We start from the raw sequence: 15,220 nt of genomic DNA on the forward strand, positions 1-15,220 counted from the left end.
ATTTCTTAGCGTTTAGCATGTCGTTCGTTTTTAGTTTTCCGAAAAATAAAAACTGACATGGGGATATTTTAGGCGGAGTTTACCGGATGCTTACATTTTATCCATCGTTATGCGAATATAGATTAAACGGATAACAACAAGGCTTCATATTTCAATACTCGTGCTTCGTAAAAGCGCAACTGATTTTGTAACTCTTTAATTCTTGCGCAGATATCCTCAATTTGGTTCTGAAAGGCTGTTGTAAGAAGTTGCTTATTGGCAATTTCTAAGTCATGTTTTTGAATGGCATCCTTAATTCGATTTCGGTAATCATCAATCTCTACTCGTAACGTTGGATTAAACTTATTCGCCAAGTCAAGCTCAGATTTTAAACGATTATAAGCAAACTCGTTTCCCTTCTTCTTTTCTGTTAAATATGCGCTATTAAGATAATTGTTATAAAGAACTAAGTCCGATAAGCTCATAAGTTTCATCAATTTGGCTTTGTCACCACTTTCAATTGATAAAACTTCTTCTTCAATAACTAATATTTGCGCAGAAAGCTTACTTTTATCGACTTCCAACTGTTCTATTTGGGCATTAATAGCTTCCAGCTTAGTTTCGCACTCATTGCATTTTGAAATAAGATACTGTGTATCTAATACTCCTTCAATAATAACATCATTTTCTTGTTGTTGCGCAATATTATCTATTTGGTGTAAATCCATATTGCCGTTTTTGCGCTGTTTCTTCTTGTAATTATATGCAGCACGGCACTTATCGGAACAGCATACTGCATCGGAACGTTTAGGAGTGAATGATTCTCCACAATTAAGGCATGTTTTGTTATTCATGTTTAAATATTTAATCGGTTATTACTAAATCAAATTTTTCGATTAGAAGAGAAAGGTTGGGATTTTTAGCAGTTAACGCATTTAATCGTTTTTGCTCTTCTGATATTGGCTCTGTTTCTTCTTGCCACTTGTAACGAACAAGAAAATCAGCAAGGTCTAGCCCTTTTGTAATTTCTTCTTCACTGGCATGTTTTTGCAGTAAGTCAGATACTAAAAACTTTACGTTAATAGATTTCTCAATTTCAGCAGCTTTGATAGTCCAATCTTCAACTGCATTTAAGTCTGGGTAAAGAACAACGGTTTTACCTTTGAGCACTTTACACCTTTCTGCGCTAAAGTTTTGCATTCCACCGGTAGCTAACCATGTGAATTTAGGTAGGTAGGCACTTGCTATGATAGCGGTCTTTTCACTCTCAACAAGTGCAATGGGCTTGTTTTCTTTTAATAGATGCTCTCCAAACAGACACATCTTATAATTGAAGTCTTTAAGATTAAGCTCGGTATGAACCACCGAGAAATAGTTTTTGGGTTTTTTAGTGCGTTTGCCTGTTGTAGCATTATAAAGCATTATCTTACCAGACCTTGCTCTTCCATTAATGTCGGTTTGCCAAAATACAGTTGCACCATTCCATTTTTTAGATGTTCCAACAAAATATCTGCTGACTAATTCAAGGACTTTTTTGTTTCCAAAAATGCTATTAAGAAAAGTCACAAAGTTATTATCGTCATATCGCTGCAAAGACGCCTTAACTGTTTCTGAGGGAATGAATGATATTCTTTCTTCAATCTTTCTAGCTGGGGGGTTGTAGTTAATGTATTTAAGGTCAGAACTAGTTCTTTTGCTCTTGTATGTATGGAGTTGAATTACTTTTCCGCAATGTTGACACGTGCCTAATCCAGTTTTCCAGTCAAGCATCATGCACTTTTCCTTGCTTTTTTTACGATGTTCAGAGCATATAGGACAAGTGCTATACCGCCTACCTTCAGGAAGATTATATTGATTATATTTCTCTATTTCAAAGTTCATAACTGAGAGATGTGGTGTAACAACCTGTAACAAGTATAACACTGTTACATCTGTTACACTTGTTACAGATTGTGCCTTTTTAATACTCTTCCAACTTGCATTGCATTAGTGCCAAGTTGCTCAGCAATTTTTCGATTGCTTAATCCTGAGTTTTCCTTTTTTAGTTGAAGTATGTTTTGTTCCAGCTCTGCTCTTTCTGACTTATCAATCTGTTTAAGGTGCTCTATTTCAGAGCTAAAATCAACAAAATGGAACTCCAAAAAGTTAGTTTGCTTATTAATCTCACAGATTATAATGTTTTCTGCATCATATACTTGTTCAGAGTTACGCTGTTTAATTTGCTTGATATAGCGCAAACTTTTGTCTTTATGACTTAAACCGATGGCGAAACTGCTATCTGTAAAATTTGATAGCATTTTACTTCCTTGGATATCATTAACAGTAATTGGTTTCGATGAATCTCTTTTAGGTGTATGCGCTAACACTAAGATAGAGAGCGCGTATTTTTTCTTAAGAGCCTTTAAGTGTTTCATAAGTGGTAAGGCATCCTTGGCTTTTTCATTGTCATTGCCCAAAAAAGTAATATTGTCAATGATTAAAATACGTGCCCCCGTTTTTAATATGGCTTTCTCCAGTGATTCGTTTAAAAAGTTCTCAAACGATACATTATCCGGTAATTCCGCATCTGTATTTATTTCAACTCTCTGGAAGCGTTCGTTAAAACGATAGTGGTTTGTATAGTTATCCGAATACCTTACTTCAAACTGCTTGTCTGATAGTTCAAAATCAAAGTATAAGACCTTTTGTTGTAAAGCTTCCAGTTTAAAGCCTCTTATTGGTATGCCTTTTGAAATACTATTGGCAATTTGAACTGCTAAAATGCTTTTCCCTAAGTTAGTGTCGGCAAACAATATGCATAATTCACTTTCGTGCCAAAATTCAGAAAAAAGCATTTTAGGTATTGGTCTATTCTTAGCTTCGTCAATCCACTTATTGGCAGATTTTACAATGAATAGCCCCTGAACTGCTTCTGCATCCTCCACTAGCAGTGATTGTTTTAATGCATCTTGCTTTATAGCATCAAGGGATATTGAGTTTTTATCTTCCATCCGAAGCACCTCCCTTTCTGATGTTCAAATAGTCCAGTGCGCTGTCTGCCAACTCATCATTTGTCTTAACCCTGCCTGAGTGGATATATTCAAGAAGTGCTTCTCTTGAGAAATATAGGCGTTTACCTTTCTTCATATGTGGCAATTCGCCCCGGCTAACTTTTGAGTAAACAGTCGGTTTTTCTAAGTGTAGTACTTCGCAAGCTTCGTCAATATTTAGAAGCTTGTCTTGAGGTTCCCTCTTTTCAGTGCTTAGTAATGGAACTACTTGATTGGCAAGATGGTTAGCTACTTGGTTGGCAATAGCTTTAGCAATGTTGTCGATAAAAACATTGGTAGCTTGATTAACGGTTTCGTTTGTTTCTTTTTGTTGTAACGTGGAATTATCCATAAGTCTGTTTTTAAAATTTGAAACAAACTTATGGTTGGTTTGCACTGTGTATTGTGCTGTGTAAATACATGGATTTTTACATGCATTTAATGAAGCAGTTAAGTTTTTAGGATTTAATGTATCCTATTAAATCCTTGTCTTCTGTCAATCCAATTAGTTTTTCTTTATAATCAGAACCAAATGAATTATTAATTACTTTTTCACTTACACCATAAAACTCCTTAAATGCCCTATAGAAACCTTGTCCATTTTTAACTGGGTAGTTGTCTTCTGCGAATTGCTTTATGAGTTTATAATCAAACTGGTCATTCTCATTTAAAGGAAAAGCTATCTCAAAACCTGCATTGATTTTAAAAATGTGTAATAATGCGTACCATTTTGCAGGTACTTTTTTTTCCACAGGAGAATCGTCGTTTTGTTTAAAAAACGGAGCAATCTTATCAATAAATATTTCTTCTTTCTCAAACCATTCTAACAAATAATCGACGTATTCAGGTTTTTGATATCTGGTTCTGCTCACCTGCGCTCTTATCTCAGTTTTTCGGTTGTTAAGTATAATCTCCAACTTGTGCTTTTGAATGTCATCAATTTTACCATCGTCGTATAATGATAAGGTATTAATACTTCCAAGGATTGACATTGTTAGCTGTGACAAATACCTAAAAAAGGTTTTGGGAGAATAAAAATTGATATGAACCTCGTTCAAATCTTTGTAATATAATGCTTCGTTGTTTTTTATGATAGGAAGTTCGTTTTTATACTTTTCCTTTAAGTGTTTAAACATGTCTAGTTCGAAAGGAAAAATTTCAACCCATCCCTGATATATTTCGTTCAATTCGTTTATGATTTTATCAATCGCTATTATTTTTCTTTCCGTATCAGTCATTAAAATCCATCATTTTATTAGCTATATCTCTTTTCTGGTCATCGGCAAAACCAGCAAAATATGCTTTTGTCGTTTTAATATCAGTATGCCCAAGTGATTCTTGCGCAAGCTCCATTCCAGCTCCTTTCCTAATTAGGTTTGTTGCAAAGGAGTGTCTGGCAATTTTACTATTAATTTTAATATCTAATTCAAGACTTTGCGCATATTTTTTCATATGCTGACTAATAAAACGGTTGAAATTATTAACCGCTCTGTCCGTTTCCGCTTGACTAAAGCCTTGGGATAATATTGGAAATAAGTATGTTTCGTTGTTAATTTTCTTATTACCATACTTTTTAATGACCTCTTTTGTGAAAGGATTAAGGTAAATTATAATTGGTTTGTGTTCTACATCAGTGTCTTTGATTTTATTTCGGTAATAATAAAATGTATCATCGTCAATAAAATCCTTGTATTTAACATTCGCAATATCTTTAACATTCATACCATTACAAGCATAGGAGAAAAACCAGAACGCTTTAGCCTTTTCTTGCTCTTCTGTTTTTGGCTCTCCCTTCATTAATACTTTTAGTTCCTCTTCAGAAAGTGCTGTTTTGACTTTCTTCGAGGTTGGTATTTGATACTTTCCTTTCCCAAAAGGATAAATCTCCTGTTTTATAACTCCATCTGCAATCGCACTGTTGAAAATAGCTTTTAGATTTCGCAAATACATACCAATTGATGTTCGACTTCGCCCTAACGATTCCATATGGAATTGATAGTCTTTTAACCATTGTACTGTTATAGTTTTAAAGTACAATTCATCATTACTTGAAAATTGAATAAGTGATTTTAAACTGTATTCATAACTCGTTGCAGTAGTTAATTTATTGTTGTGCTTATAATTATCAATTGCTGCATTGTAGTATTCGTTAACAGTGCGTTTAACCTGAACCTTATTGGGCGCTATAAGTAGTTCAAAGTCCTCAAAAGTAAATTCATCTAAAGAATCCGCTTTTTCATATGTAGTTGTTTCCAGTCCCTTCAATAGTATTTTATAGTCCTTCCATTTTCCTCTCGGTTTTTCCACAGACCATATCAGGTCGAATTCATCCTCTGTGAATTCAAACTTAGTTGGATATAACTTTTGCCTCCGGGGATGAGCAGTAAATACTCTTAATTTAACCGGATATTTTCCATTCTTCTTAGCTCTACGAGTGTCCAGATAAATGGATATTTGGTAGTCTCTATTGATATTCGCCATGTCAAAATTTGCATATTATTTGCATACTAAACTACAAAAAAACAATAAATTTCACAAATTTACACAAAGTACCATAATTATATATTACTGTCTTTCTGTATTTTACAAATTTTTGCAAATCATCACAAATGTAAATTATTTGACTGGCAGTCAAAAGGTCATCGGTTCGATTCCGATATTCTCCACATTGAAAATCAAGGCGTTTGCAGGCTTCCACTGTGGGCGCTTTTTTTTGTATTTGCATAGAAGAATTATAACTTTTTAGTTTCCCTTCAGATTCGAATTCAATATATTTTGAACTAAAATATTCTTCAGATAATTTATTTACGATATAACGAACTACATATCCTCCATTGATAAGGCTTTGTATTCTATAGCATATCCTTTAAAAGATTTTTTTATATTCTGTGCTTTTTCTTGTAATTCTATTATACTTATATTTTCCTTGTTTCTTTTGACTTCTGCAAAAATCACCGTTTTTTCAAAATCATTTACTGCAACAATATCAATCTCATTCAAATCTCGCTTTTCCCAATAGGTACCAATTGTTGAGAATTTTTTTTGTTCTTTGAAATCTTCAATAAAGTATTTCTCGAGTAATCTGCCACTATACATTTTATAATCTCTTTCTACAATATCTCGAACATAATCAAAGTTCCCGATTTCTACCGCACTCTGATATTTGTATACAAAACGAAACCAGAAATTCAGAAAGTTGTCTTCTATAGTATATTTCATATTCCTACCTCCCGGTTTGGCTAATATGGGTTGAACTTTACGTATAATGTTGAAGTCCTTTTCCAATCTCTCAAGATACCCACCAACTGATGTTTCCAATATTGATTCTATCTCAGGTCTGGAAGTCTTTGACGATGCAATTAATGATAATATTGAAAAGTAGGTTGCATAGTCTTTTCCAAATTCTTCTATCAGTATGTTTCGTCCTTCATCAATAAATAATGAATTTTCTCGATAAATCTCACTCAATATTGCATCAAGAGTATATGCATTTTTGTTGACTAAGAGCTCAACATATTTCGCAACTCCACCTGTGACAGTGTAAAATGCCAATAAATCTTCCTTTTTATAATCAGGATTATTATCTGCCATTATTTTCTTTATAGTCGTTGGGGAAAAAGCCTTTATTAATATTCGATCTGTAGCTCTTGCAAATAATGGTTCTTTAGAATTTTCGAATATTTTATTCATTAATGAATATATTGAACCACATAAAATCAGGTTAATTCTACTTTCATTTTTATATGTGTCCCAAATATTTTGCATATCACTGTACACAGAAGGATTAACTGTGTAAAATTCCTGAAACTCATCAATGATCAATGTAAAATTCCGTTCCAATGATAACTCCATAAGATATTGAAACAATTCTTTAAAGTTGGATATAGAGCCGAATATTTTGATTCCAAGTCTCTGTATTACTTGCTCTACAAATTCTTCACATAATAACACTTCATTTTTACGAGCAACGAAAAAATAAATCGAGGAGTTATTCAATTCATTGGACTTCTTTATCAAGCTTGTTTTTCCGATCCTCCGTCTACCAACCAAAACAGTCATTTTTGCATGATCTTTTGATTGTTCTCTAATTGAATCAAGTAATGCCAATTCACTTTCCCGATTATAAAATTTCATAGTGATTACTTTAAATTAAATAACTTCAGACTCAACTCACAGTATGTATTATCTATCGCAATTCAATACTTTTTCGCAACAATCAATACTGTATTGTTCATTACTGTAATGCACATTGCAATAAATGCAAAAATACAATAAATTGCTTAATTCACTATCCAATGATATAAAAATCACCTCCTAAAAGAATTGCTTTTGGGTATTTAGTTATTAATGTTTTTAATTCTGTTTTGATAAATTTCAAATTTGAGTGTCACTATCTCTTATAGTTTAAACCTAAGCTCATCTATCAAAATCAAATTGTATGGCAGTCAAAAGGTCACAGGTTCGATTCCGCTATTCTCCACTGAAAATAAAGCGTTTGCAGATTTCACCGTGGGCGCTTTTCTTATTTCACTTTTTGATCGCAAGGTTATATTCTGATTCGCCTCTATTCCAACTAAGTTACACACAGAGGTACTTCCATAAATAATTATTCATTTTATATGGAATAAAATAAATTATATTTAAATTTATTTTTTAACCAATTATCTTACTATGAAATCCTTGCTAATTCCAATCATTATTTTATTCAGCCTAAATGTCTGGGCAGAAAACTATACTTTAACACTCAATGATGTTACATTTGACCAAGCAACTGGCACCATTGTACAATTCAATAATTATACTGAGAAAGACATTACAATCCCTTCCTTCTTTAATGTAGATGGCATTGATGTTGAAATTAAGATAATCGGTAATAATGCCTTTAGTTTTCAATTCCTATCGTCAGTTAAACTCCCAAATACCATAACAAGAATTGAATATATGGCATTCAATTACAACAACTTATCCAGCATAGATTTGCCCGATGGAATTACTACCATTGGAAATGAGGCATTTGCAAATAATTATATAAACACTCTTTCATTACCTTCATCCTTAACTGAGATTAGTTATGGTGCCTTTGAAAACAATCAACTTAGTTCAATTAATATTCCATCAAACCTTACAGAAATAAAGGCTTATACATTTTCTCAAAATCAAATTAGTTCTGTAGTAATTCCCGAAAATATTGTGAGTATTGAACGCTTTGCATTTTATTCGAATCAGATTAGTTTACTTACTATTCCAAATACAATCACATTTATAGGAGAAGCCGCTTTTAACAAAAACGCGATTACAACTATAAATGGAGAAAGTTCTGATGGCATAATATACCTAAGGAATGAAGACGGAACCGAAGACCTTTCTGCTATTATTTCATATGGTGGAACTTCAAAAGCCATTGATTTCATACCATCAAGTGTGGTATCGATCAATGAATTGGCTTTTACCGGAAATTCAATTACTTCATTGACTATTCCTGAAACCATTACTGAAATACAAGATAATGCCTTTGCCAGTAATGCCATTACTACATTATCGATTCCTAACAATGTTACATCTTTAGGAAGTTTTGCATTTGCATTTAATAGCTTAGTCTCAATTTCTCTTCCTGAATCTATTTCTGATATAGGCTTTGGATTAGTTAATGGTAATGCCATTACTGAAATTAACGGTATCCCTTCAAATGGAATTTTATTTGGCCGTAATTTTGACGGTACGGAAGATCCTACAATTGTGACATCATATGGAGGTGTATCCGATATAATCAACTTTATTCCTGAAACAGTTAAAACAATAGGCGAACATTCCTTTATTCTTAATAATCTTACATCTGTGACCATTCCTGAAGGAGTGACATGCATAAGAGATTTGGCTTTTCAAAACAATAAGATTACAACATTAAATCTACCTAATTCATTGCATTATATTGGATATCAGGCTTTCTTTTTGAATTCAATAAACTCAATTACAATTCCTGAGAATGTAATATGCATTAAGGAAGGTGCTTTTTTAATGAATTCATTAAGTAATTTTTATCTACCAACTCATTCCGAACTTTCTTCAAAAGGATGGATAGATGCAGCTGGAAATACATATTATTCAAACGAGAAGGTTACTAATTTGTCAACATCTTATAGAATTCACCGACATCTACCATATCGAATATAATTTGAATGGAGGTGCATTAACTTCAGAAAATCCATATTATTATGAGAAAAGCACTGGTATTTCGAGCTTTAATGCTCCAGTCTATAACAATTACGATTTTAGTGGATGGTATAAAAATGATGATTTAATTGAATCAATCACCCCAGGTTATGAGGGAGATCTCTTCTTATCAGCTAGATGGGATTTAGCCAATAATATTCAAAATGAAAGCAAAGTATTAGAAATCTTTCCTAATCCTACAGATGGATATCTTAACATTAAATATGGAAATAGGTTTTCAATAGAAGTAATCGATCTTACCGGAAGTATTCTTTATCATGAAAAGATTTCAAATGGATCAGTAAATCTCAGTAAAATCTGTAATCCTGGTATTTATATCTTAAAAGTTGAAGATATCGAGTCTAAAAAAATCATGACCAGAAAAATCGTAATAAAATAATGATTAGAAGTGTACTGCAAATAATATATTAAACAATCATTAATCTTCTTTGGGTAAAGGGATTGTAAAAATAAAGGCTGTCCCTTTACCTAAATTTGATTGAACTTCTATCGAACCATTATTTTTCTCAACCAATTCTTTACAAAGGAAAAGTCCAATACCCGTGCCGGGTTCTCCAGAAGTTCCCGTAGTACTTGCTAATGCTTCATGATCAAAAATAATTGGTAGCTTATCTTGGGAGATACCAACACCATCATCTTCTACAATAACCTTGATTTGATGAACTTCATTTATTGCTTTTACTTTAATGTTTCCGTTTAAATTTGTGAACTTAACTGCATTACTCACAAGATTCCTTACAACGGTTCTGAACATATCTTCATCTCCATAAGCTATTAGATCGTCAGAACACTCCAGTTGAAACAATATCTTTTTTTGGTAAATAGCTTCATGAAAATGCAGAGTCGACTCCTTTAATGTCCTAAGCACCATGAATTCCTTCCTCCGGAATTTCACTTCTTTTGTTTGACTCTTTGCCCAAAACAATAAATTTTGAAGCAGATCAAAAATACGACTTGTTGACAAATTAATATTATGAGCCAATTTAACCCTTTCGTCCTTATTACCACTGTCCTGTTCTTCCATCAATAAATCCGTCATTCCTAAAATAGTATTAAACGGACTTATTAAATCATGAGCAATAATTGAGAATAATCTATCTTTGGTCTGATTCAATTCCTTTAAACGCACATTTCCTTTTTCAAGCTCTTCCGATTTCTCTGTGATTATTTTAGACTGTTGTTCTAATTGCACTTGTCTATCTTCTAAAAGTTTATTTAGGTTATCCAGGTATTCGGCCTGTGTTCTGAGCTCTTCGTTGCTTTGCCTGAATTCTTTGGTTTTCCGGTTCACCTGCATTGCCAATAACTTGCGTTGCCTTCTTATTCTAAGTGAATGAATATTTAATGTTATCCATATCAGAAAGAAAACGAGACCAATTAAAAAAACTATAAACAACGGAGTTTTATACCAGGGAGGATTTACCTTAAACGAAATTTGTGCTTCCTTCTCATTCCAGACGCCATCATTATTGGCTGCCTTAACATGAAATTTGTATTTACCTGGTGATAGATTGGTAAAACTTACTGAAGTTTGTTTGGTTGGTTTCTGCCAGTCCTCATGCAGTCCCTCCAACATGTATTTATAGGTATTCTCGTCCGGATTATTATAAGACAAACCCAAATACTCAAATGTGATGATCTTATCCTGATAATCAACTTCAAAATATTTGGTATAACTAATATGCTCTTTTAAGATTGAAGATGAATCATTGGGATCGGTAATATGATTTAATACGTAAAGATTGGTAATAACCGGATCAGGAGGATACATATTTATACTTACCTCTAAGGGATTAAAATGAGTAATACCTTTTGTACCTCCAAAATATATTCTTCCTTCAGAATCTTTATACTGAGCCCTTGGAATGAGGCTGTTATTATTCAATGATTCAATATCATCAAATAATAACACATCATTGTTTTCTACATTAAGTCGTATAATACCATTGTAGGTACTTAACCATAAATTACCAGCGTTATCTTCCTGAATTCCACAGATTGTTGTTTTTAAGATGTCGTTATTAAATCTCTTAAATTCCTTTACTTCTTTTTGATACAGATTAAGTCCATTATCTGTACCAACCCAAATTCGCTTTTTAGTATCTTCAAATAACACGAATATGTTATTACTGCTTATGCTGTTTGAATCGTTGGAATTAAAATAAAAGTTTTCGAATCGACTACTCCCCTTTTTCATAAAACCCAATCCCCATACTGTAGCTGCCCATAAGTCACCATCAGAAGTACCAAGAACATCATTTACATAGGGATTTGAAATACCTGAATTAAGAGTATTGAAGTGATAAAATTTGTTTACCTTTTTATCTAATTTATCAATCCCTTTACTATATGTCACTATCCACAAATCACCATTTACATCCTCCGAAATTGCACGAATATCGTTACAAGCTATTGATGCAGTGTCGCCCGGACTATGAGTAAAGCTGTCGAAATAGTCTTTTTCTGAATTATATTTTTGCAGTCCTCCTTCGTATGTTCCGAGCCAAACAGAATTATCCGAATCAGTATATAAAGTAAAGACTGTTCCAGAGCCAGGTCCTCTAGCGTCTCCTTCTCGATGAAATTTTTGTTCCATCTTCCAATCCCAGTAATTAAATATTGTTATACCTGGCCTGCTGTTAGCTATCCATAAATTTCCTCTGGAATCTTTTGTAATAGCGTTAACACCCATATGTTCCAGATGCCAATGCTCTGCTTTATTATTTGATACATGCTGAAATCCACTTGGCGGTACTCTTAAGCCAAGTCCTTCACCGTTATGACCTACCCAGATATTATTCTGATTATCCTGATAAATTATGGCTGGAGAAGGTTTTATACTATGCTGATCATCACTATAATAATAATAACCATAAAAAGAATCCTTCTCATCATCATACATTTTTAAACCCGTATAATCAATGGTCCAGATCTGATTATTATTATCAACCATGATATCAACAATATGATCTGTATCAGGCAAACCTATCGGATGCAATTTAAAAATACGGTTTTCTATATCATAGGAAATCAGACCATTCCCCCTGCTTGCTATCCATAACATACCATCTTTAATGGCAATATCCTGAATATTAGCATACGGTAATTTAAACGAGGAGTCTCCAATTTCAAACTTCGTTAACTCTTTAGTGTTATGGTTGTAATAACTAAGTCCACCACCAGACATTGCACCAATCCAAATATTATTATTTGAATCAAATATGAAACGGCTTATTTGCCCATTCTCTATTTCAATAAATTTCTTAAAGATATTTTCGGTGGCATCATACTTAAAAATGGTTGAAAATACACTCACAAAAATTTCACCATCAGCATTTTCTGCAATACAATCAATATGCATGGTTTCACTAATTTCCTGAAGACCAGAAAAACCATAACTTATAAAATTGTCCTTCAACCTATTATATGCATGCAAACCATTTTGGGTTACAACCCAAAGAGTAGATTTACTGTCGACAAATAAATCAGTAATATAATAATGTTGTAATTGGGTTGAATCTTTAACATTATCATAGTAAGATTTAAAATTCTCACCATTAAAACGATTTAATCCATTTATGGTACCGACCCAAATATAACCTGTTGAATCTTTAATAATTGAGGTCACAAAGGTATTAGAAAGTCCTTCTCTTTGATTAAAATAGCGAAATTTTAAATCAACTGTTTGGGCAAATCCATTACTCAATACTATTAAAAAAGCTAATAGTAAGAAATTGAATCTTATATTTTGTTTACATGCTTTGATGATGTATAAATTTTCCCCTTACACAAACAATCATCTAATTTACAAAGATGTTTGCGTTTTATAAACAGTTAGGTTCAAATAAATACGCAGATATTCAAAACAAGTTTTAAAATATAAAGAAATATTGATCCTTCTTTTTCAATTATTTGCTAACATTTCAAATTTGAACTCAAGTTTCAGTGCTTAATCATATTATCTGGATGGGTCAAACTCCCACATCCAATTATTCATTCCTAACCCCACATATCCTTTCCCATCTATACTAAAAGCAATTGCATTGCGATTATCGATTAAATCGGATGTTTCAATTTCCGACCATGATTGAAACATTATATTATAAGAATAGAATGAATGCCAATATCCTATGGAAGCGTAAATTTGATCATTAATAACAAAACCTAAAGATCGGTTATTATCGCCTCCTTGAGGAAAATCTTTTATTTTAATCCACAGATCATTACCCGGATCATATCGATACATAAAAGAAATATCTGTAGCAAACCTTCTGCCTAAACCCACATAAGCATTAGAACTTGTTGATAAGGCAATACCATAAAACATCTGTTCAGGATAATTAGCGACTTTAGACCAATCATCTGTCATCTCATCATATCTCCAAACATCAGTAAAATACTCGAGCGTACCGCCACCATATCCTGTACCTATATAACCCGAATTATTAATTTTAAATGCAACAGCACTTGAACGCTCCTTACCAGCAAAATCCTGAAGTTTTGTCCATGTATTATTCTGAATATTATATTCCCACCAATCTTTATAATAAACATGATAAGGTGAAGGAGAACTACCTGTTCCAAAGAAAACATTATCTTCGATAACAAATCCAACCCCATTAAACCTGTTTCCTCCGGGAAAATCTTTTAACCTTTTCCATTCGTCTTGATTCGGATCGTATTCAAAAAACACACTACTATTATTTAATCCAATATATGCTTTCGATTCACCTGCAAAACAACTGGCATAACCATATGAAAAACCTGATGTTAATAATTCTTCTGGTGCATTTTTAAGTCTGAACCATTGATCATTAATTATCAGCTTCTCATCAAATGTGTATTGTTGCCCGGCTATTTGAACTGCCAAGGACAGATTTCGGGAAGGATAAATTATTTCATCCTGGGTGGGTAATTGAACTTGAATTTCATTATTACTTGCCTTAATAACTTCAACTTGTATTCCTCCGACATAAACATCGTTATTTTGAGCTAGCGGACTAAAATTCTCACCTGTTATAGACAGTGTAGTACCTGTTAATATGGCTTTTGGAGAAAATTCTGATAACACAACTGGCAGTAGTTTAAAACTTTCTGTTGCAAATGAAGAAACACTATTCATCTCAACCCTAACCTCTGAACTCTTTTTATTCAGATCATCAGGTACATTTACAATTATTTCTTCATCTGACACTTCTATTAATTCTGCTTCAAATTCATCAAAAAAGACTTTAAGAGTGCTTATATTCGAAAAGTTTTCTCCTGTTATGGTCACAAGCGTTTCAAAATTCCCAGTTTTTGGACTGTAATCAAATACTTCTGGTGTAACTAATTCAAATTGCTGGTCTGCTATGGCTCTATTTCCATTTATTGTGACCGATAATTCTGATTTTTGACTTGCTAACCACGGCGGAACTAGTGCAACAATAGTATCCTGACTTTCTTTAAGAACTCTTGCATAAGACGTATTAAACTTTACTTCATTTGTAGTTTGTACATAGCTAAAGTTCTGCCCTACAATCGTAATGGTATCTCCTAAATTACCTATTTTAGGTTCATAATAAGTTATAACAGGGGCTTTACTACCCATACTTTCGAATGATACCTCATTTCCATAGGTAATTAGACTAGTGTTTTTTAAATAGCTGCGAACATAATAAACCTCTCCTGCCTCTAATGTTGTCGTAACAAGCTGGTTAAAATTTTCACTTTCCAATGGCTTGTAAATAATATATTTATCAGATCGGTCAATAGTTGGGTTATTTACTTTACTCCAAACGAACCCATATTCTTTAATATCTGAGTTGTATCCATTAATAACCTTGGCAGAAAAAAAGGCTCCTTCTTTAGTTATATTAGTTACTTCTTCGGTATACAACAGTGGCAATAAATCAGTATGTTGCTCCTTATTGCAAGCAGCCACAATCAACACCATTATAATAATTGAAAAATAGCTTTTCATAACTGATAGATTTTATAAA

General features: G+C 32.9%; 11 protein-coding genes. 2 read left to right on the top strand and 9 right to left on the bottom strand.

The window, feature by feature from the left end; translation table 11 throughout:
• Positions 1-122 precede the first annotated feature (122 nt).
• The 7 genes from ACRD62_RS06575 to ACRD62_RS06605 form a co-directional block, all read right to left on the bottom strand.
• Positions 123-833, bottom strand: a complete 711-nt coding sequence (locus ACRD62_RS06575; RefSeq protein ID WP_430819337.1) for a hypothetical protein — start codon at positions 831-833, stop codon at positions 123-125.
• Between the two features lie 10 nt (positions 834-843).
• Positions 844-1,860 carry a DUF6371 domain-containing protein gene (locus ACRD62_RS06580; RefSeq protein ID WP_430819338.1) on the bottom strand — a complete coding sequence of 339 codons (1,017 nt, stop codon included), beginning with the start codon at positions 1,858-1,860 and terminating at the stop codon, positions 844-846.
• Positions 1,861-1,922: 62 nt separating this feature from the next.
• Complete coding sequence (locus tag ACRD62_RS06585) at positions 1,923-2,969, bottom strand: AAA family ATPase (protein WP_430819339.1); 1,047 nt, start codon at positions 2,967-2,969, stop codon at positions 1,923-1,925.
• Positions 2,959-3,360, bottom strand: coding sequence for a helix-turn-helix domain-containing protein (locus tag ACRD62_RS06590; protein WP_430819340.1), 402 nt, complete (start codon positions 3,358-3,360; stop codon positions 2,959-2,961). Before ACRD62_RS06590 ends, ACRD62_RS06585 begins: the two co-directional genes overlap by 11 nt.
• Before the next feature lie 106 nt (positions 3,361-3,466).
• Entirely contained in the window at positions 3,467-4,246 is a 780-nt protein-coding gene (locus ACRD62_RS06595) for a hypothetical protein (RefSeq protein WP_430819341.1), read from the bottom strand.
• Positions 4,239-5,489 carry a tyrosine-type recombinase/integrase gene (locus ACRD62_RS06600; RefSeq protein ID WP_430819342.1) on the bottom strand — a complete coding sequence of 417 codons (1,251 nt, stop codon included), beginning with the start codon at positions 5,487-5,489 and terminating at the stop codon, positions 4,239-4,241. Before ACRD62_RS06600 ends, ACRD62_RS06595 begins: the two co-directional genes overlap by 8 nt.
• A 339-nt stretch (positions 5,490-5,828) precedes the next feature.
• A complete protein-coding gene (locus ACRD62_RS06605) occupies positions 5,829-7,142 on the bottom strand; it encodes an ATP-binding protein (protein WP_430819343.1) in 1,314 nt (437 codons plus the stop codon).
• Between the two features lie 537 nt (positions 7,143-7,679).
• On the opposite strand from ACRD62_RS06605, the gene ACRD62_RS06610 reads away from it, so the two are divergent.
• Together ACRD62_RS06610 and ACRD62_RS06615 are read left to right on the top strand one after the other, a co-directional pair.
• The gene (locus ACRD62_RS06610) at positions 7,680-9,179 is read left to right on the top strand and encodes a leucine-rich repeat domain-containing protein (RefSeq protein WP_430819344.1); all 1,500 of its coding nucleotides are present in this window, start codon (positions 7,680-7,682) and stop codon (positions 9,177-9,179) included.
• Between the two features lies 1 nt (position 9,180).
• Entirely contained in the window at positions 9,181-9,618 is a 438-nt protein-coding gene (locus ACRD62_RS06615; RefSeq protein WP_430819345.1) for a T9SS type A sorting domain-containing protein, read from the top strand.
• A gap of 39 nt (positions 9,619-9,657) precedes the next feature.
• On the opposite strand, the gene ACRD62_RS06620 is transcribed toward ACRD62_RS06615, so the two are convergent.
• Both ACRD62_RS06620 and ACRD62_RS06625 read right to left on the bottom strand, forming a co-directional pair.
• Positions 9,658-12,945, bottom strand: a complete 3,288-nt coding sequence (locus tag ACRD62_RS06620; protein ID WP_430819346.1) for a two-component regulator propeller domain-containing protein — start codon at positions 12,943-12,945, stop codon at positions 9,658-9,660.
• Positions 12,946-13,197: 252 nt separating this feature from the next.
• Positions 13,198-15,201 (bottom strand): IPT/TIG domain-containing protein, encoded by a 2,004-nt coding sequence (locus ACRD62_RS06625; protein WP_430819347.1) that lies wholly within the window; start codon positions 15,199-15,201, stop codon positions 13,198-13,200.
• Between the last annotated feature and the right edge of the window lie 19 nt (positions 15,202-15,220).

This window comes from Carboxylicivirga caseinilyticus (assembly GCF_050589785.1).
GTDB classification, from domain to species: domain Bacteria; phylum Bacteroidota; class Bacteroidia; order Bacteroidales; family Marinilabiliaceae; genus Carboxylicivirga; species Carboxylicivirga caseinilyticus.

Coding starts and splice junctions, on each gene's coding strand:
- ACRD62_RS06575 (WP_430819337.1), bottom strand. CDS start 833: ATGAATAACAAAACATGCCTTAATTGTGGAGAATCATTCACTCCTAAA.
- ACRD62_RS06580 (WP_430819338.1), bottom strand. CDS start 1,860: ATGAACTTTGAAATAGAGAAATATAATCAATATAATCTTCCTGAAGGT.
- ACRD62_RS06585 (WP_430819339.1), bottom strand. CDS start 2,969: ATGGAAGATAAAAACTCAATATCCCTTGATGCTATAAAGCAAGATGCA.
- ACRD62_RS06590 (WP_430819340.1), bottom strand. CDS start 3,360: ATGGATAATTCCACGTTACAACAAAAAGAAACAAACGAAACCGTTAAT.
- ACRD62_RS06595 (WP_430819341.1), bottom strand. CDS start 4,246: ATGACTGATACGGAAAGAAAAATAATAGCGATTGATAAAATCATAAAC.
- ACRD62_RS06600 (WP_430819342.1), bottom strand. CDS start 5,489: ATGGCGAATATCAATAGAGACTACCAAATATCCATTTATCTGGACACT.
- ACRD62_RS06605 (WP_430819343.1), bottom strand. CDS start 7,142: ATGAAATTTTATAATCGGGAAAGTGAATTGGCATTACTTGATTCAATT.
- ACRD62_RS06610 (WP_430819344.1), top strand. CDS start 7,680: ATGAAATCCTTGCTAATTCCAATCATTATTTTATTCAGCCTAAATGTC.
- ACRD62_RS06625 (WP_430819347.1), bottom strand. CDS start 15,201: ATGAAAAGCTATTTTTCAATTATTATAATGGTGTTGATTGTGGCTGCT.